The following is an 18,820-nucleotide window of genomic DNA, read 5'->3' on the forward strand; positions in this document are numbered from 1 at the left end:
CAACTCTTGCTAAGCTAGTTGAAGGCTTAATATCTCCGGGCGGTTTTTACCGCCTGGTTTCATTTTAGGGATAGTCGCAATGAAAAAATCGGTCGTAGCGGTTGGAGTGATTGTAGCGTTAGGCGTGGTCTGGACGGGTGCCTCCTGGTTTACCGGGAAACAGCTGGAAGGCCGTCTGGCTGAGATGGTGGCGCAGGCTAACGGAGAAATTAAGCGCAGCGCGCCGGAGGCGGGTCTGGAGCTGAGCTACCAGAACTATCAGCGCGGCGTGTTCACCAGCCGCATGCAGCTGGTGGTGAAGCCGGTGGCCGGTGCGGCAAACGGCTGGCTGAAGCCGGGACAGAGCGTGGTGCTGGATGAAGTGGTAAGCCACGGTCCGCTGCCGCTGGCGCAGTTAAAGTCGTTTAACCTGATCCCGTCCATGGCGTCCGTTCATACCGTACTGGTGAATAACGACGTCACTAAACCGCTGTTTGACCTGGCGAAGAATGAATCACCTTTCGACATTAACACCCGTATTAGCTACTCCGGTGATACCAGTTCTGATATCGCGCTGAAACCGCTGAACTACGAGAAAGAGAACGAAAAAGTCGCCTTCAGCGGCGGCCATTTCAAACTTGATGCGGATCGGGACGGCAACGTCTTCTCCATGACGGGTGAAGCGGAAAGCGGCCTGGTCAACGCCGTGAACGAATATAACCAAAAAGTTCAGCTCACCTTCAACAACCTGAAAGCCGACGGCAACAGCCGTATGACCGACTTTAAAGAGCGTATCGGCGATCAGAAGCTCTCCGTGGATAAGATTGCTATCGCAATTGAAGGAAAAGAGATGGCCGTGCTGGAAGGCATGGACATTAACGGTCAATCCGACGTATCCAAAGACGGTAAGAGCATCAATACCCAGCTGGATTACACGCTGAAGAGCCTGAAAGTGCAGAATCAGGATCTGGGCACCGGCAAGCTGTCGCTGAAGATCGGCAATATCGACGGCCAGGCATGGCACGAATTTAGCCAGAAATACAGCAAAGAGAGCCAGGCGCTGCTGACCGACGCCGCGCTGCAGCAGAACCCGGAAGTGTACCAGCAGCAGGCGATGGCGGTGCTGTTCAATAACCTGCCAATCCTGCTGAAAGGCCAGCCGGTGGTCACCGTTGCGCCGCTGAGCTGGAAAAACAGCAAAGGCGAAACCAGCTTTAACCTGTCGCTGTTCCTGAAAGATCCTGCAGCCGCCACGGGTGAACCGCAGACGCTGGCGCAGGAAGTGGATCGCAGCGTGAAGTCGCTCGACAGCAAGCTAACCATCCCGATGGATATGGCGACCGAGTTTATGACCCAGATTGCGAAGCTGGAAGGCTACGGCGATGAAGATGCTGGCAAGCTGGCGAACCAGCAGGTGAAAGGTCTGGCGGCGATGGGTCAGATGTTCCGCATCACCAAAGTGGAAGACAACACCATTTCCACCAGCCTGCAATATGCCAACGGCCAGGTAACGCTGAACGGCGACAAAATGCCGCTGGAAGAGTTTGTTGGGATGTTTGGTATGCCGACGCTGGGAATGCCGGAACCGGCTGAACCCGCAGCGCCAGCCGTACCGGCGGCACCGCAGCAGTAAACGTCAAAACCCCTCGCAAGAGGGGTTTTTTATTGCCCTTATCCTTTCCATCCCTGCAGGAAATCCAGCAGCAAGGCGTTAACTTTCTCAGGCTGTTCCTCCTGAGGAAGATGGCCGCACTCGTCGATACCCTGCGCCCGCAGGTTATCCGCCATTTCAGCCCAGACGCTTTGCATATCGAAGAGCTTTCCAACCGCGTGAAAATCATTGCCCCACAGCGACATTACCGGACAGGCGATTTTCACGTCAGCGTCGGCAAGATCCTGCGCCACGTCTTCCGCGTTGGCGCGATAGTCAGCCATCGCGCCTCGCACTGCTCCGGGCGCCTGATACGCGCGAACATAGGTGTCAAACGCCTCGCCGCTGATGGTTGACGGATCGTAGGTCCAGTCCGAGAAAAAGTGGCGCAGCCAGATATTTTCACGTCCTGCAATCAGCGCTTCCGGCAGATCGGGCACAAGATGGAACAGGAAGAACCAGTATGCGCGGGCGATGGACGTATTCAAATCGCGCGCCACGATACGCGTTGGCACGTTATCCATGACCACCAGACGATCCACCAGCTCAGGGTAATCTTTTGCAAACCGCGTCGCGACGCGCGCCCCGCGATCGTGCCCCACCAGCACCACCTTCTGTAACCCCAGCGCACGCATTAGCTCCCGGATGTCCCGGGCCATGTTCCGTTTATCATAGCCAGAAGCCGGTTTATCCGTTTCGCCATATCCTCGCAAATCCGGCGCGATGACGCGGTAGTGCCGGGACAATACAGGTATCTGGTAGCGCCAGGCATAGTTTGTTTCAGGAAAACCGTGCAGAAGAATAACCGGCGCGCCTTCACCCTCTTCAACCACAAACTGGCGAATGCCGTTTGCCGTTACGGTGTAACTTTTCATATTCATAACCTTACTTTATTTCAGCAGAGGCACGTTGGCCGCACGTTGATAAGGACCGTAATTTACAGGGTTCCAGCTATAGCCCTGCTGCCAGGCGGTGATATGCCCAATACCGGGGAAAGGCAGATGCGCAGCGGCCATCCACTCGCCGTCTTTCGCCAGGGCGTTAAATTCCTGCGCCCGGGACGAGATGGCTTTTTTCGAATCGACATCAAAGCGAATAGACACTTCAGGATGCGGGAACTGGACGGCTGGCGCATGAATCAGATCCCCAATGAAGTTAATAGCCGTCCCCTGCGACGCAAAGCGATAAACGGTACTGCCGGGCGTATGGCCAACGGCATAGGCCGTCTGGACTTCCGGGATCGGCGAAGCTGGCGGAACGAAGGTTTTAAGATGTCCGGAGGCTTTATACTCAGACAATGCTTTTCGGGCGATAGCAAAATACTCTTTCGCATTAGCCGGCGCGCTCGCTTCTTTTGCAGGATCAAGCCAGTAGTCGGCCTCCCCCTGCGGTACATAGACGGTGGCATTGGGGAACAACGCTTTACCGTCTGCATCGCTCAGGCCACACACGTGGTCAAGATGCAGGTGAGTCAGGAAAATGGTATCAACCTGCTCGGGACGATAGCCTGATGCTTTCATATTGTTAACCAGCTGGCCGGCCGTTTCCGGCACGCAGTGCCCCGCTCCGCTGTCAATCATGACCAGATGTTTACCGGTATTAACCAGGAAAGCGTTAAAAGCGGTCGGCATGCGTTCGGCATCAATTTTATGCTGAGCCAGCAGTTTACGAACCTTGTCGTCTGAAAGACCGTGGAGTAATGACGGCGAAAGGTCGTTATAGCCGTCGAACAGCGCCGTGACCTCATATTCCCCTACCGCCAGACGATAATAGCCGGGGACCTGCTGCTTCACCTGCGCAGGTGCGTCAGCCCAGGCGGCACTTACCAGCAACAGGCTGCTGAATGCCAGAACCGTTTTCAACTTTTTCATCTTCACTCCAGATTGATATTTTTCAGGTTGTGAAGAGACTATGGCAGCGTAACGATAAATACTGTAGATATGTACTTTGATAAGTCAGCATAACGAAAATCGATATAATGAAACTGGAAGACGTTGAAGTGTTTGTCGAAGCGATTAAGGCGGGTAGCCTGGCGGGCGCCGCGCGTCGGCTCTCAATGAGCGCCATGGCGGCGTCACGCTCTCTTAACAATCTTGAGGCTGAGCTGGGGGTCAGGCTGGTGCATCGCACCACGCGATCCCTTTCACCCACCAGCGATGGTGACGTTTTTTTGCCGCATGCGCAGGCGTTGCTGGAAGATAAAAATAACGCGCTGGCCGATCTGTTTCCTGATGGTACGCACCTGTCCGGACGCCTTCGCATTACCGCCTCAGCGGCGTTTGGACGCAAGATCGTTGCACCGATGTTGCCGCTGTTTATGCAGCAACATCCTGCCCTGCAGGTCGACCTGCTGGCAACCGATGAGCAAATTGATATTGTCGGGAAAGGCATAGACGTGGCGTTACGCATTGCACCGCTGCGCGATAACCGGTTAGTTGCACACCGCATCTGTGATAACCCCCGCGAGCTTTGCGCCAGCGCGGAGTATCTCGCCGCGTACGGTTCACCGAAATTGCTTAACGATCTGGCTGGACATAGCTGCCTGACCACCTCAGATACGACACACTGGTCGTTTGAGAAGGGTGAACAGCGCTACAAACAAAAGGTGTCAGGCCGATTCTCGGCTAACTCTATTGAGGCGATTTTCGAGGCTTGTCTGGGGGGACTCGGCATCGCAAATTTATCTCGCTGGTACGTAGAGCCTGCCATTGCTGAGGGTAAACTCGTGCGGATCGTCCTGGAAGATGCTCAGCCGGAATCGCTGGCCATTTGGGCAGTTTACCCGACCTCCCGGCTGATCCCGGCAAAAGTACGAAAATTTGTAGAAGCCCTGGAGACACATCTGACGCTCAACCCGCTAACGCAGCAGAGCTGAGTTATTTCACCGTCACCAGCCGCGCCGCCACAATCTGGTGCCCGGACTGGACATCCGTGTTGTCGATGCGCTGCATAATTCTGTCTGCCAGCGTGTAGCCCATCTCCCGCGCAGGGGTGGTAGCCCAGACTATCGGCAGGTCATCCAGCGCGTTTTCACCAACGTCGGCGAACGCCCCTAACGCCACCTGATGGCCGAAGAAGGTTTCCACCCCACCCTCGCCGCTCTGACGCCCGGCGCGGATCAGGCCAAACCAGGCCCCCATGGCAATCACATCGTTGTAGCAAATCACGGCGCTGATCGTCGGATTGCTTCGCAGCAGCGCGCCTATCGCTTCCGCCGCTTTCTTCTGGCTGGATTCACACTCCACGACCCATTCGCTGTGGAACGGCAGGCCGTATTTAATCAGCGTCGCGCAGTAGCCGCCGACCCGCTCGGCGCGCGTCAGGGAGGAGCTTTTCCCTCCCAGCCAGGCAATGCGCTGATGCCCGCGGCGAATAAGATGTTCGGTCAACATTTGCGCGGCCTGCATGTTATCCGGGCGCAGCGTATCGGCCTCGTCCAGATAGCTGGCGCGCGAGGCGAACACCAGCGGCACGCCTTTTTCGGCGGCGCGCTCGCACAGTTCGCTACCCACGCCCGACGCTCCGGCGACGATCACTCCGTCAACCCCCTGGGTCAGCAGCATATCGAGACGGGAGAGAAGCTGCCCGGCCTCGCGCCCGCCGTGCAGCAGAAAGACCATCCGCCCCTGCGCTTCCAGCGCTTCGGTTAACCCGGCGGTCAGCTCCGCATAGAAAGGTGACGTCAGGTCGCGGACAATCAGGCCAATCACCCCGCTTTGCCCGCCGCGCAGCGCCGACGCCTGACGGTTACGCACAAAGCCCAGCTGTTCAACCGCCTCGTTCACCCTCTGGCCGGTTGCGGGCGAGATGCGCCCTTTACCACTGAGCACGAGAGAAACGGTGCTGACGGAAACCCCCGCCGCCAGCGCGACATCGTTGATGGTGACTTTTTTCGCTACAGCCATGTGTCAGCGTGACTCCCTGAAATGAGATCGGTAAAACGTTTTATCAATACGTTATCTTTATACTACCAGTCAAAGCCTGAGAATGTGATTTAGCGCGCACTAAACTTTGATAAAACGTTTTATCTTCTCGCAGCATTGAAGCAGGCAAACTGATTTTAACAATAAAGGAGTCGTTTTATGACGGCGAAAACAGCACAAAAAATATCGCTGTGGGAGTTTTTCCAGCAACTGGGTAAAACCTTTATGCTGCCCGTGGCGCTCCTCTCGTTCTGCGGGATCATGCTCGGGATCGGCAGCTCGCTGAGCAGTAAAGACGTCATCACGCTGATCCCGTTCCTCGGTACTCCCGTGCTGCAGGCGATCTTTATCTGGATGAGTAAGGTCGGCTCCTTCGCGTTTAGCTTCCTGCCCGTGATGTTCTGCATCGCCATCCCGCTGGGCCTGGCCCGCGAGAATAAAGGCGTCGCGGCGTTTGCCGGGTTTGTGGGTTACGCCGTGATGAACCTGGCGGTTAACTTCTGGCTGACCGCGAAAGGCATTCTGCCGACGACCGATGCTGCCGTGCTGAAGGCCAACAACATTCAGAGCGTGATTGGTATTCAATCTATTGATACCGGGATCCTCGGAGCGGTCATCGCCGGGGTCATTATCTGGATGCTGCACGAGCGCTTCCACAATATCCGCCTGCCGGATGCTCTGGCCTTTTTCGGCGGTACCCGCTTCGTGCCGATTGTCACCCTGGTGGTCATGGGTCTGTTCGGCCTGATCATTCCGCTGATCTGGCCAGTCTTTGCGATGGGCATCAACGGCATTGGCCGCATCATCAACGGCGCGGGAGATTTTGGTCCGATGATCTTCGGCACTGGCGAGCGTCTGCTGCTGCCGTTCGGCCTGCAACATATCCTGGTGGCCCTGATTCGCTTCACCGAAGCGGGCGGTACCATGGAGGTGTGCGGTCACGACGTGAGCGGTGCGCTGACCATCTTCCAGGCGCAGCTGAGCTGTCCGACTACCCACGGCTTCTCCGAAAGCGCCACCCGCTTCCTGTCTCAGGGTAAAATGCCGGCCTTCCTCGGCGGCCTGCCGGGTGCCGCGCTGGCGATGTACCACTGCGCGCGCCCGGAAAACCGACATAAAATTAAAGGGCTGCTGATCTCCGGCGTGATTGCCTGCGTCGTGGGCGGCACCACCGAGCCTATCGAATTCCTGTTCCTGTTTGTTGCGCCGGTGCTGTATCTCATCCACGCGCTGCTGACCGGCCTGGGCTTTACCGTGATGGCGGTGCTGGGCGTCACCATCGGCAACACCGACGGCAACGTGATTGACTTCGTGGTGTTCGGGATCCTGCACGGCCTGTCAACCAAGTGGTATCTGGTGCCGGTCGTGGCGGCTATCTGGTTCGCGGTGTACTACGGTATCTTCCGCTTCGCCATCACCCGCTTTAACCTGAAAACGCCGGGCCGCGATACCGATACCGCCACCAGCGTTGAGCAGGCGGTGGCCGGTACCGTGGGCAAATCCGGGTATAACACCCCTGCCATTCTGGCTGCGCTGGGCGGTGCGGATAACATTACCTCGCTGGATAACTGCATCACCCGCCTGCGTCTGTCGGTGGCGGATATGTCAAAAGTAGATACCAACGCCCTGAAAGCCAACCGGGCCATCGGCGTGGTACAGTTAAATCAGCACAATTTGCAGGTGGTTATCGGCCCGCAGGTTCAGTCGGTGAAAGATGAGCTGGCAACCCTGATGCGAACAGTAGAAGCCTGATGCCTCAACCCCCTCTCATGAGGGGGTTTTACTTTAAGGATTAACGTCATGTTTGATTTTTCTACCGTCGTGGATCGTCACGGCACCTGGTGTACGCAGTGGGACTACGTCGCCGACCGCTTTGGCGCGGCGGATCTGCTGCCCTTCACCATCTCGGATATGGACTTCGCCACCGCCCCCTGCATTACCGACGCGCTGCATCAGCGCATCAACCACGGCGTGCTGGGCTACAGCCGCTGGAAAAACGACGAGTTTCTTGCCGCTGTTGAGCACTGGTTTCGGCAGCGCTTTAACAGCCGCATTGATAAAGAAACCATCGTTTATGGCCCTTCCGTCATCTACATGGTGTCAGAGCTGATTCGCCTCTGGTCAAAGCCCGGTGACGGCGTGGTGGTCCACACACCGGCGTACGATGCGTTTTACAACGCCATTGGAGGCAATGCGCGTCAGGTTGTGGCCGTTGAGATGGAAAAGCAGGCGGCTGGCTGGCAGGGCAATATGGCGGCGCTTGAAGCGGCCCTGGCGAAACCGGAAAACAAAATTCTGCTACTGTGCAGCCCGCAGAACCCGACCGGCAAGGTCTGGACGCGGGATGAATTGACGCAGATGGCGGAACTCTGTGAGCGCTATGACGTGGCGGTTATCAGCGATGAAATTCATATGGACATGGTGTGGGGGGCGCATCGCCACACCCCGTGGAATGCGGTAGCGCGCGGCAAGTGGGCGCTTCTCACCTCCGGCTCGAAAAGCTTTAATATTCCGGCACTGACGGGCGCATACGGCCTGATCGGCGATGAAGAGAGCCGTAACGGCTATCTCAGCGCGCTAAAAGGACGAGATGGGCTCTCTTCCCCTTCAGTGCTGGCGCTGACGGCCCATATCGCCGCCTATCAGCAGGGAGAGCCTTGGCTTGATGCCTTGCGTCGTTATCTGGAAGAGAATCTGTTGTATATCGCACAGGAATTAAACAGTGCTTTTCCGAAACTGAACTGGCAGCCGCCGGAAGCAACCTATCTGGCCTGGATTGACCTGCGCCCGCTGAACATTGATGACAGGGCACTGCAAAAAGTGCTGATCGAGCAGCAAAAAGTCGCCATCATGCCGGGATACACGTACGGAAACGAGGGTAACGGCTTCGTTCGCCTTAACGCCGGCTGCCCACGCAGCAAGCTGGAACAAGGGGTGCAGCGCCTCATCGCCGGGATCAACACGCTCCTGTAATTTGTTTGCGCAACGGAATATTCCCTTGCGCAAATAGCTTTTTACCCCGTTTTGTTTTTATAATATGGCGCACTTTAACCCGAAAAGAGTGCGACCATGATTGATACACGCCTGCCCTTAACTGATATTCATCGTCACCTTGACGGTAACATTCGTGCCCAAACCATCCTCGATCTTGGCCGCCAGTTCAACTTAACGCTTCCCGCTCAGACGCTTGAGTCGTTGATCCCACACGTACAGGTTACCTCCAATGAACCAGACCTGGTCAGCTTCCTGAGCAAACTCGACTGGGGCGTGAAGATGCTGGCCTCGCTGGATGCCTGCCGCCGCGTGGCGTTTGAGAACATTGAAGACGCGGCCCGCAACGGTCTGCACTACGTTGAGCTGCGCTTCTCGCCGGGCTATATGGCGATGACCCACAGCCTGCCCGTTGCAGGCGTGGTGGAAGCCGTCATTGAAGGCGTCCGTGAAGGGTGTAAAACCTTCGACGTTCAGGCCCGCCTGATCGGCATTATGAGCCGCACGTTCGGCGAAGCCGCCTGCCTGCAGGAGCTGGAAGCGCTGCTGGCGCACCGCGATGCCATCACTGCCGTCGACCTCGCCGGCGACGAACTGGGCTTCCCCGGCAGCCTGTTCCTCTCCCACTTCAACCGCGCGCGCGATGCTGGCTGGCACATTACCGTCCATGCGGGTGAAGCAGCGGGCCCGGAAAGTATCTGGCAGGCCATCCGCGAGCTGGGCGCCGAGCGTATCGGCCACGGCGTGAAGGCGGTAGAAGACCGCGCGCTGATGGATTTCCTGGCGGAGCAGCGCATCGGCATTGAGTCGTGCCTGACGTCCAACATTCAGACCAGCACCGTGGCAACGCTGGCGCAGCACCCGCTGAAAACGTTCCTCGAGCACGGCGTGCTGGCCTCGCTGAACACGGACGATCCGGCGGTTCAGGGCGTGGATATCATCCACGAGTACAACATCGCCGCGCCGCAGGCGGGCCTGAGCCGCGAGCAGATCCGCCAGGCGCAGATCAACGGGCTGGAGATCGCCTTCCTTACGCCTGCAGAGAAGCAGGCGCTGCGGGATAAGGTGGCAACCGCGTAAACCCTTTTGCCGGGTGGCGGCTACGCCTTACCCGGCCTACAACAACGTCAAAAACTTATGCCAGACAGAGCGTCGCGCGATGTTTGGCAGATTCAATCCCCAGCTCAATCAGCTCCATAATCTGGATCGCCTGGCTGGCCGGAACCGGGTTCTCCCCCGTTCCGTTAAGCGCATCGCGGATGGCAGCATAATAAGCCGGATAGTTACCCGGGATCGTTAACAGGGTTTCCTCAACCAGCTCCTCACCTTCCGTCCGCGTCACGACGCCGTCGCGCATATCATAGCCCCAGTCTTCCTGCGGCAGACGTTCACCGTTTTTGAGGCGATCTTCCTGCGGATCGAGGCCAAACTTCACGTAGCTCCCGCGCGTGCCGTGGATGATATAGCGGGCAGATTCCGCGGCCGCGACCATCGTGCCGTGCAGCACAATCCGCCGCTGCGGGTAACTCAACACCGCGTGGAAGTAATCCGTTGTCTGCGCACCGGGCCTCAGTTGGGCCAGATCGACCGTCATGCTCACCGGCAGCCCAAACAGATTCACGGCCTGGTCCAGCAGATGCGGGGCTAAATCGTACCAGATGCCGCTGCCCGGACCGGCCTGCTCGCGCCAGCGGTTTCTCACCTGCGGACGGAAGCGGTCAAAATGCGATTCAAAAAAAACGATCTCTCCTAACGTGCCTTCCCCGAGAAGCGTTTTAACCGTCAGGAAGTCGCTGTCCCAGCGGCGGTTATGGAAAACGGACAGCACTCTGCCCAGGCTTTTTGCCAGCGCCTCCAGCTCACGCGCCTGTGACAACGTCACGGTGAAGGGTTTGTCAACAACGACGTGCTTCCCGGCTTCCAGCGCGGCTTTCGCCAGCGGGAAGTGCGTGTCGTTCGGGGTGGGAATAACAATTAAATCGATATTCGGATCGTTGAAAAGGTGTTTAGGCTCGGAGACAACCGGCACTGCGGGCCAGTCAGCGTGGACTTTGGCGGCGTCGCTGCTGGATACCGCCGCCAGCGCCATTCCCGGCGTTCCGGCTATCAGAGGCGCATGAAACGTTTTGCTCGCGTACCCGTAGCCTATAAGCCCGACGCGGATGTTATCACTCATCGTGTTGTCCTCTTTTTGCGTTTCTTATTTCATACTGGCCTTTCTGGCATTGCCCTCATTAATAATGAGCCATGGCGCTTAAAATAGCAGGCTGTACCGGCTATTTTTGTTACATAGTATTAACCTTCTGATTTTGTTTAAGGGAATCGTTCCCAAAGCGCTTGCCGTCAGAGAAACAGCGCTGTAACATTTGCGACCTGTATTTATGGATAAATTACAACAGTGAATCATGGCATCAATTATTAATCGAATCATTGAATTAGCGGGATGGATTGTTCTTGGGGTTTCGGTCATTTTGCTCGGCGTAGCCAGCCATATTGATAACTACCAGCCGCCGGAGCCTGCTGCCGTCACCCATCCTAAGTAACCGGTTGCTGCTTTAAAGAGTGACATAATGTGTCAGTTTCGTATTGCCAGCCCTGGTGAACACGGTTAACCTTCTCTTCCAGGCATCACCTTCGGTGCCTGAATTTCAGCAAAGAAAACTCCTAATTTCGTCGCGTTATCTGAGTGGGCTGTTTACGTCTGTATTAATCCGTTTATTATTCGACCGAATTACCTTAACTGGTATTACTCACTTTTATATGGAAAATTATTAATATGACAGTTCAGGACTATTTATTAAAATTTCGCAAGATCAATTCGCTTGAGAGCCTGGAAAAACTGTTTGACCATCTGAACTACACCCTGTCGGATAATCAGGACATCATCAATATGTATCGCGCCGCTGACCATCGCCGTGCGGAGCTGGTCTCCGGCGGTCGCTTGTTCAACGTCGGCGAGGTGCCGAAGTCCGTATGGCGTTACGTTTTATAAGAAAGTAGCCATCCGCGCGAAATGTTATATACTCTCCGCCCTGCAAACTGGCTGTACAACATTTCGCGCAGATAATGGGAGAGTTCATGACCGCAACGCCTGGAGAACGCATCGGAGGCTGGTTAATCGCCCCACTGGCATGGCTGCTGGTTGCCTTATTAAGCGCATCGCTTGCGCTGCTGCTTTATACCACCGCATTGATTACCCCTCACGCTATTCAGACCCTGATGTCGCAAAGTGTGCTGAATATAGCGATGTGGTTTGTGTCGTTCGTTTTCGCGATTGGGATGTGGTACTACACCCTGTGGCTGACTATCGCCTTCTTTAAGCGCCGCAAGAGTGTGCCTAAGCACTACATTATCTGGCTGCTGGTCTCGGTCCTGCTGGCGGTTAAAGCGTTTGCTTTCTCGCCCGTCTCTGACGCGCTTGCTGTCCGCCAGCTGCTTTTCCCGTTACTGGCCGCGGCGCTGCTGGTGCCCTATTTCAAACGTTCAACGCGTGTGAAAAACACCTTCGTGAACCCGTAATAACCTTACAGATAACCTGTTGTCGCCTGCCCCGGTTTGTCCGATAATAGGCGGCTTTTTTATTTCAGGCTAAATAATGACCGATTACTTACTGCTCTTTGTCGGCACCGTGCTGGTTAACAACTTCGTTCTGGTGAAGTTCCTTGGCCTGTGCCCGTTTATGGGCGTGTCCAAAAAGCTGGAAACAGCGATGGGCATGGGGCTGGCGACGACCTTCGTCATGACGCTGGCGTCTATCTGTGCGTGGTTGATTGACACCTGGATCCTCATCCCGCTGGGGTTAATCTATCTCCGTACGCTGGCGTTTATTCTGGTTATCGCGGTGGTGGTGCAATTTACCGAAATGGTGGTGCGTAAAACCAGCCCGGCGCTCTATCGCCTGCTGGGTATCTTCCTGCCGCTGATCACCACCAACTGCGCGGTGCTTGGCGTGGCGCTGCTGAACATCAACCTTGGCCATAACTTCATGCAGTCGGCGCTGTACGGCTTCTCCGCCGCTGTCGGTTTCTCATTTGTTATGGTGCTGTTCGCGTCGATTCGCGAACGTCTGGCAGCAGCGGATATCCCTGCGCCATTTCGCGGTAATGCCATTGCGCTGGTGACCGCGGGTTTAATGTCTCTGGCCTTTATGGGCTTTAGTGGTCTGGTGAAGTTGTAATGAATGCTATCTGGATTGCCATCGCCTCTATCAGCGTCCTGGGGTTGGTGTTTGGCCTTATCCTGGGCTACGCCTCCCGCCGTTTCGCGGTAGAGGACGATCCTGTTGTTGAAAAAATTGATGAGCTTTTGCCGCAAAGTCAGTGTGGACAGTGCGGCTACCCGGGCTGCCGCCCTTACGCTGAAGCGGTAGGCATTCAGGGTGAAAAAATTAACCGCTGTGCGCCCGGCGGCGAAGCGGTGATGCTGAAAATTGCCGCCCTGCTTAACGTCGATCCGCAGCCCGTTGATGGCGATGCGGAAGTCCAGGAGCCGGTTCGCGCCCTCGCGGTGATCGACGAAGCAAATTGCATCGGCTGCACCAAATGTATTCAGGCCTGTCCGGTCGACGCCATTGTCGGCGCGACCCGCGCCATGCACACCGTTGTGGCGGATCTTTGCACCGGCTGTAACCTCTGCGTGGCCCCCTGCCCGACGCAATGTATAGAGCTGCGCCCGGTTGAAACGACTACCGAAAGCTGGAAGTGGGATCTTCAAACCATTCCGGTTCGCAATATTCCTGTGGAACAACATGCTTAAGTTATTTTCTGCTTTCAGAAAAGAGAAGATCTGGGACTTTGACGGCGGTATCCATCCGCCAGAGATGAAAACCCAGTCCAACGGCACGCCGCTGCGTCAAATTCCGCTGGCGACGCGTTACGTCATGCCGCTCAAGCAGCATATTGGCGCTGAGGGCGAGCTGTGCGTGAAAGAAGGCGATACGGTGCTGCGCGGTCAGCCGCTGACCTTCGGACGCGGACGTATGCTGCCGGTACACGCCCCTACTTCCGGGAAAGTGGTGGCAATTGCCCCTCATACGGTGGCGCATCCGTCCGCGCTGTCGGAACTGAGCGTGATTATTGAAGCCGACGGTGAAGATCGCTGGATTGACCGTGACGGCTGGAGCGACTACCGCAGCCAGAGCCGCGAAGCGCTCATTGAGCGTATTCATCAGTTCGGCGTCGCCGGGCTTGGTGGCGCGGGCTTCCCGACCGGCGTCAAGCTGCGCGGCGGTGGCGATAAGATTCAGACGCTGATTATCAACGCCGCCGAGTGCGAGCCGTACATCACCGCCGACGATCGTCTGATGCAGGACTGTGCCGCCCAAGTGGTGGAAGGCATCCGCATCCTTGCGCACATTCTGCAGCCGCGGGAAGTGCTGATTGGTATCGAAGACAATAAACCGCAGGCTATTTCAATGCTGCGCGCCGTGCTGGCCGGTAGCCATGATATCGCCCTGCGCGTTATTCCGACCAAGTACCCCTCTGGCGGCGCAAAACAGCTGACGCAAATCCTCACCGGCAAGCAGGTCCCGCACGGCGGACGCTCGTCGGATATCGGCGTGCTGATGCAAAACGTCGGCACCGCTTACGCCGTCAAGCGTGCGGTGATTGACGGCGAGCCGTTGACCGAGCGCGTGGTAACGCTGACCGGAGAGTCTGTCTCTCGTCCGGGTAACGTCTGGGCGCGCCTCGGCACGCCGGTGCGCCATCTGCTGGAACAGGCTGAATTTTGCCCGGCCAGCGACCAGATGGTGATCATGGGCGGTCCGCTGATGGGCTTTACCCTGCCGTGGCTCGACGTTCCGGTAGTGAAAATCACCAACTGCCTGCTCGCCCCTTCCCCAACCGAAATGGGGGAGGAGCAGGAAGAGAAAGGCTGCATCCGCTGCAGCGCCTGTGCCGATGCCTGCCCGGCGGATCTCCTCCCGCAGCAGCTGTACTGGTACAGCAAAGGCCAGCTGCACGATAAGGCCAAAGCCCATAACCTGGCCGACTGCATCGAATGCGGCGCCTGCGCCTGGGTCTGCCCAAGCAACATTCCTCTGGTGCAGTACTTCCGCCAGGAGAAGGCCGAGATTTATGCCATCTCCATGGAAGAAAAACGCGCCGCGGAAGCCAAGGCACGTTTCGAAGCGCGTCAGGCGCGTCTCGAACGTGAGAAGATGGCTCGTCAGGAGCGACATAAGCAGGCCGCCGTTCAGCCTGCCGGGAAAGATCAGGATGCAATCAACGCCGCACTGGCGCGCGTTCGCGAGAAAAAAGCCAGTGCCGCCCAGACGCTGGTGATCCAGGCCGGTGAAAAACCGGATAACAGCGAAGCGATTGCCGCCCGCGAAGCGCGTAAAGCTGCGGCCCGCGCCCGTCAGGCGGAAAAAGCGCAAGCGGCGCAGCCGGATACTGAAATCGATCCACGCAAAGCCGCCGTCGAAGCGGCAATAGCCCGTGCCAAAGCGCGCAAGGCCGGGGAGCAGCCAGTGGTGGTTGAACAGGAACCGGTCGATCCGCGTAAAGCTGCCGTTGAAGCGGCGATTGCCCGCGCCAAAGCGCGCAAAGCAGCGCAGCAGGCGCCAGCCGCAGAACCTGAAGCACCGGTCGACCCACGCAAAGCCGCCGTTGAAGCGGCGATAGCCCGCGCCAAAGCGCGCAAAGCAGCACAGCAGGAAGAGCAGCCGCAGGCCGCCAACGATGACCCGCGCAAGGCCGCCGTCGCCGCCGCCATTGCGCGCGTTCAGGCAAAGAAAGCCGCACAGCAAGCCGTAAACGAGGATTAAATGGTTTTCAGAATCGCAAGTTCCCCTTACACCCACAATCAGCGCCAGACCTCGCGCATCATGATGCTGGTCTGCCTGGCCGCGCTACCGGGCATTGCCGTTCAGTGCTGGTTTTTCGGCTGGGGAACTCTGTTCCAGATAGCTCTTGGATGCGCCAGCGCCGTCGCGGCGGAAGCCCTCGTGCTGAAGCTGCGCAAGATGGCGGTTTCCCGCATCCTGGCCGACAACTCCGCGCTGCTGACCGGCCTGCTGCTGGCCATCAGCATTCCCCCGCTTGCCCCGTGGTGGATGGTGGTGCTCGGCACCGTGTTTGCCGTGATTATTGCCAAACAGCTCTATGGCGGCCTCGGTCATAACCCGTTTAATCCGGCAATGATTGGCTACGTGGTGCTGCTGATCTCCTTCCCGGTACAGATGACCAGCTGGCTGCCACCGCACGAGATTGCGGCCACGGTTCCCGGCTTTATGGATGCTCTGCAGGTGATCTTTACCGGCCATACGGCGCTGGGTGCTGATATGAACGCGCTGCGTATGGGCGTGGACGGTATCAGCCAGGCGACGCCGCTCGATACGTTTAAAACGTCCCTGCACGCCGGGCACAGCGTTGAGCAAATCATGAAGTCCGCCATCTACAGCGGCGTGCTGGCGGGAGCCGGCTGGCAGTGGGTCAACCTGGCGTATCTGCTGGGCGGCCTGTTCCTGTTGCAGCAGAAGGCCATCCGCTGGCATATTCCGGTCAGCTTCCTCGTGACGCTGGCGGTCTGTGCCACGCTGGGCTGGGTATTCTCTCCTGAATCCCTGGCCAGCCCGCAGATGCACCTGCTCTCCGGCGCGACCATGCTGGGTGCCTTCTTTATCCTGACGGATCCGGTGACGGCCTCAACGACTAACCGCGGACGCCTGATCTTCGGCGCGCTGGCTGGCCTGCTGGTTTGGCTCATCCGCAGCTTCGGTGGCTACCCGGACGGCGTGGCCTTTGCCGTCCTGCTCGCCAATATTACCGTTCCGCTCATCGACTATTACACGCGTCCACGCGTGTACGGCCATCGCTAAGGGTTTCGCCATGTTAAAAACGATGCAAAAACACGGCGTCACGCTGGCTGTCTTCGCCGCGGTCCTGACGGGGCTGACGGCACTGGTTAATGCGCTGACCAAAACGACCATCGAAGAACAGGCCTCGAAGCAGCAAAAGGCGCTGTTCGATCAGGTGATCCCGTCCGATTTCTACGATAATGACCTGCAAAAAAGCTGCTTTGTGGTAGACGCGCCGCAGCTTGGGAAAGGCCCGCACCGCCTCTTTATCGCCCGCAAAGGGGATAAACCGGTCGGCGCGGTGATGGAAGCGACCGCGCCTGACGGCTATTCCGGCGCCATTCAGCTGCTCGTGGGCAGCGATTTCTCCGGTACCATTCTGGGCACCCGCGTGACGGAACATCATGAAACGCCGGGCCTGGGCGACAAAATTGAAACGCGTTTAAGCGACTGGATTTTGCACTTTGCCGGTAAAGTGATCCATGGTGAAGATGACACCGCGTTTGCGGTGAAGAAAGACGGCGGCGAATTCGACCAGTTCACCGGGGCAACCATCACCCCACGTGCGGTGGTAAACGCCGTAAAACGCGCCGGGCTGTACGCTGAAACGCTGCCCGCGCAGATCAACAATCTTCCGGCCTGTGAGGAGTAATCATGAGCCAGGTTAAAGAGGTTATTGTCCAGGGATTGTGGAAGAACAACTCCGCGCTGGTACAGCTTCTGGGTATGTGCCCCCTGCTGGCGGTGACATCCACCGCCACCAACGCGCTCGGTCTGGGTCTGGCAACCACGCTGGTATTGACCCTGACCAACCTCTCCATCTCTGCCCTGAGACGCTGGACGCCGTCGGAAATTCGTATTCCGATTTACGTCATGATCATTGCGTCGGTGGTCAGTATCGTCCAGATGCTGATTAACGCCTACGCGTTTGGTCTGTACCAGTCGCTCGGGATCTTCATTCCTCTTATCGTCACCAACTGTATTGTGGTCGGGCGTGCGGAAGCGTTCGCGGTGAAAAACAGCCCGGCCATGTCGGCGCTGGATGGTTTTTCCATTGGCATGGGCGCCACGTGCGCCATGTTCGTGCTGGGCTCGCTGCGTGAAATCCTCGGCAACGGTACGCTGTTCGACGGCGCAGATGCGCTGCTGGGCGGCTGGGCTAAAGCGCTGCGCGTTGAGGTGTTTCACACCGATACACCGTTCCTGCTGGCGATGCTGCCGCCCGGCGCGTTTATTGGCCTCGGCATGATGCTGGCAATAAAATACCTGATTGATGAGAAACGTAAGCGCCGCGCGGCTGAGCGCAGCGTTCTGGAAGGGACACCCGAGAAGGCCTCATGAATAAAGAAAAGCGCATTGCGATCCTGACCCGTCTGCGGGACGAGAACCCGCACCCGACGACGGAGCTGAATTTTACCTCCCCGTTTGAGCTGCTGATCGCGGTGTTGCTCTCTGCGCAGGCGACCGACGTGAGCGTCAATAAAGCCACTGCCCTGCTCTATCCGGTCGCCAATACGCCGAAGGCCATGCTGGAGCTGGGCGTGGAAGGCGTGAAGTCCTATATCAAAACAATCGGCCTGTTTAACAGCAAAGCCGAGAACGTAATTAAGACCTGTCGGATCCTGCTGGAACAGCACGGAGGCGAAGTACCGGAAGATCGCGCCGCGCTGGAAGCCTTGCCGGGCGTGGGGCGTAAAACCGCGAACGTTGTGCTCAATACCGCGTTTGGCTGGCCGACCATCGCCGTTGATACGCATATATTCCGCGTCTCAAACCGGACCAACTTCGCCCCAGGGAAAAATGTCGAGCAGGTAGAAGAGAAGCTGTTAAAAGTGGTTCCTGCCGAATTCAAGGTTGACTGCCACCACTGGCTGATTTTGCACGGTCGTTATACCTGCATAGCCCGAAAGCCGCGCTGCGGCTCCTGCGTTATTGAAGATCTCTGCGAATATAAAGAAAAAGTCTATCCCTGACCCGTCATAATCCCCTACCAAAAGAAGGACTACCGTTCGTTCTTCTTTTGGCCGTTATTTGTCCGCTCTTACTTTCTTCTGACTTGTCACTTGTTCGGCTCTATAACGCTCAAACAGGTTAATACTTTTTTCATAGCCAAAAATTTCTATACATCTGTGATCGCGATCACTCTGATAACGTCATGTTGATTTTTTGTAGACAAAGTCATCGCAAACCCTTTGCCGGGCAAGATTTAAATGCGTTTACCCGGAAGATAAGACCAGCTATTTTTCAGAATATGGGCTATATCACTACAACAGACGGCAAATAGCAGAACATATTGCCAAAACCCCGTCACACAGGGTGTATACCAGTCGAAAAAACTACCTTTAGTTATCGTATAAAATTTAACGCTAAATAACATTTGTCGAAACCGACAATTATACCGCCCAAGATATATGTAACAGATTATTACAAACGTATTGCCAGACGGGGCAGGATAGTGAACATTACCCGCCGTTT

General features: G+C 56.9%; 19 protein-coding genes. 15 read left to right on the forward strand and 4 right to left on the reverse strand.

The features are described from left to right. The first annotated feature begins 79 nt into the window (after window positions 1-79). On the forward strand, window positions 80-1,612 hold the full coding sequence (locus A6013_RS00885) for a YdgA family protein (RefSeq protein ID WP_069732377.1): 1,533 nt from the start codon (window positions 80-82) through the stop codon (window positions 1,610-1,612). Between the two features lie 38 nt (window positions 1,613-1,650). On the opposite strand, the gene A6013_RS00890 is transcribed toward A6013_RS00885, so the two are convergent. Both A6013_RS00890 and A6013_RS00895 read right to left on the reverse strand, forming a co-directional pair. Next, a complete protein-coding gene (locus A6013_RS00890; protein ID WP_069732378.1) occupies window positions 1,651-2,505 on the reverse strand; it encodes an alpha/beta fold hydrolase in 855 nt (284 codons plus the stop codon). Window positions 2,506-2,520: 15 nt separating this feature from the next. Continuing rightward, window positions 2,521-3,501: an MBL fold metallo-hydrolase gene (locus A6013_RS00895; RefSeq protein WP_048959888.1), complete on the reverse strand. Its 981-nt coding sequence runs from the start codon at window positions 3,499-3,501 to the stop codon at window positions 2,521-2,523. Window positions 3,502-3,608: 107 nt separating this feature from the next. Here A6013_RS00895 and A6013_RS00900 point away from each other — a divergent pair, with 107 nt between their 5' ends. After that, window positions 3,609-4,505 (forward strand): LysR family transcriptional regulator, encoded by an 897-nt coding sequence (locus A6013_RS00900; protein ID WP_045261486.1) that lies wholly within the window; start codon window positions 3,609-3,611, stop codon window positions 4,503-4,505. 1 nt (window position 4,506) lies between these two features. Here A6013_RS00900 and A6013_RS00905 read toward each other — a convergent pair whose 3' ends face one another. Next, window positions 4,507-5,535 carry a Mal regulon transcriptional regulator MalI gene (locus A6013_RS00905; protein ID WP_028012924.1) on the reverse strand — a complete coding sequence of 343 codons (1,029 nt, stop codon included), beginning with the start codon at window positions 5,533-5,535 and terminating at the stop codon, window positions 4,507-4,509. A 177-nt stretch (window positions 5,536-5,712) separates the two neighbouring features. Between A6013_RS00905 and malX the strand changes: the two genes are divergently transcribed. The 3 genes from malX (at window position 5,713) to add (ending at window position 9,624) form a co-directional block, all read left to right on the forward strand. Then, entirely contained in the window at window positions 5,713-7,305 is a 1,593-nt protein-coding gene (gene malX, locus A6013_RS00910; protein WP_028012923.1) for a maltose/glucose-specific PTS transporter subunit IIBC, read from the forward strand. Window positions 7,306-7,353: 48 nt separating this feature from the next. Continuing rightward, window positions 7,354-8,526, forward strand: a complete 1,173-nt coding sequence (locus tag A6013_RS00915) for a MalY/PatB family protein (protein WP_069732379.1) — start codon at window positions 7,354-7,356, stop codon at window positions 8,524-8,526. Window positions 8,527-8,622: 96 nt separating this feature from the next. Further along, the gene (gene add, locus A6013_RS00920; protein WP_028012921.1) at window positions 8,623-9,624 is read left to right on the forward strand and encodes an adenosine deaminase; all 1,002 of its coding nucleotides are present in this window, start codon (window positions 8,623-8,625) and stop codon (window positions 9,622-9,624) included. Window positions 9,625-9,679: 55 nt separating this feature from the next. Here the strand turns inward: add and A6013_RS00925 are convergent, their stop codons facing one another. Continuing rightward, window positions 9,680-10,720 carry an oxidoreductase gene (locus A6013_RS00925; protein WP_048956290.1) on the reverse strand — a complete coding sequence of 347 codons (1,041 nt, stop codon included), beginning with the start codon at window positions 10,718-10,720 and terminating at the stop codon, window positions 9,680-9,682. 241 nt (window positions 10,721-10,961) lie between these two features. Between A6013_RS00925 and blr the strand changes: the two genes are divergently transcribed. From blr to nth, 10 genes are all read left to right on the forward strand, one after another. Next, window positions 10,962-11,087: a division septum protein Blr gene (gene blr / locus A6013_RS24885; RefSeq protein WP_168733269.1), complete on the forward strand. Its 126-nt coding sequence runs from the start codon at window positions 10,962-10,964 to the stop codon at window positions 11,085-11,087. Window positions 11,088-11,320: 233 nt separating this feature from the next. Beyond that, window positions 11,321-11,536 (forward strand): transcription modulator YdgT, encoded by a 216-nt coding sequence (gene ydgT / locus A6013_RS00930; RefSeq protein ID WP_013096896.1) that lies wholly within the window; start codon window positions 11,321-11,323, stop codon window positions 11,534-11,536. 86 nt (window positions 11,537-11,622) lie between these two features. Continuing rightward, on the forward strand, window positions 11,623-12,063 hold the full coding sequence (locus tag A6013_RS00935) for a DUF2569 domain-containing protein (RefSeq protein WP_025758365.1): 441 nt from the start codon (window positions 11,623-11,625) through the stop codon (window positions 12,061-12,063). Between the two features lie 76 nt (window positions 12,064-12,139). Next, on the forward strand, window positions 12,140-12,721 hold the full coding sequence (gene rsxA, locus A6013_RS00940; RefSeq protein WP_028012919.1) for an electron transport complex subunit RsxA: 582 nt from the start codon (window positions 12,140-12,142) through the stop codon (window positions 12,719-12,721). After that, on the forward strand, window positions 12,721-13,299 hold the full coding sequence (gene rsxB / locus A6013_RS00945) for an electron transport complex subunit RsxB (protein ID WP_028012918.1): 579 nt from the start codon (window positions 12,721-12,723) through the stop codon (window positions 13,297-13,299). Before rsxA ends, rsxB begins: the two co-directional genes overlap by 1 nt. Beyond that, entirely contained in the window at window positions 13,292-15,313 is a 2,022-nt protein-coding gene (gene rsxC / locus A6013_RS00950) for an electron transport complex subunit RsxC (protein WP_049138878.1), read from the forward strand. Before rsxB ends, rsxC begins: the two co-directional genes overlap by 8 nt. Further along, window positions 15,314-16,366, forward strand: coding sequence for an electron transport complex subunit RsxD (gene rsxD / locus A6013_RS00955; protein WP_028012916.1), 1,053 nt, complete (start codon window positions 15,314-15,316; stop codon window positions 16,364-16,366). It abuts the gene before it with no gap. A 10-nt stretch (window positions 16,367-16,376) separates the two neighbouring features. Beyond that, the gene (gene rsxG, locus A6013_RS00960; RefSeq protein WP_045261492.1) at window positions 16,377-16,997 is read left to right on the forward strand and encodes an electron transport complex subunit RsxG; all 621 of its coding nucleotides are present in this window, start codon (window positions 16,377-16,379) and stop codon (window positions 16,995-16,997) included. Window positions 16,998-16,999: 2 nt separating this feature from the next. Then, window positions 17,000-17,686 carry an electron transport complex subunit E gene (locus tag A6013_RS00965; RefSeq protein WP_023617347.1) on the forward strand — a complete coding sequence of 229 codons (687 nt, stop codon included), beginning with the start codon at window positions 17,000-17,002 and terminating at the stop codon, window positions 17,684-17,686. Then, on the forward strand, window positions 17,683-18,318 hold the full coding sequence (gene nth / locus A6013_RS00970) for an endonuclease III (RefSeq protein ID WP_028012914.1): 636 nt from the start codon (window positions 17,683-17,685) through the stop codon (window positions 18,316-18,318). Before A6013_RS00965 ends, nth begins: the two co-directional genes overlap by 4 nt. Window positions 18,319-18,820: the final 502 nt, after the last annotated feature.

The sequence above is a fragment of the Enterobacter sp. IF2SW-B1 genome, assembly GCF_001743375.1.
GTDB classification, from domain to species: domain Bacteria; phylum Pseudomonadota; class Gammaproteobacteria; order Enterobacterales; family Enterobacteriaceae; genus Enterobacter; species Enterobacter bugandensis.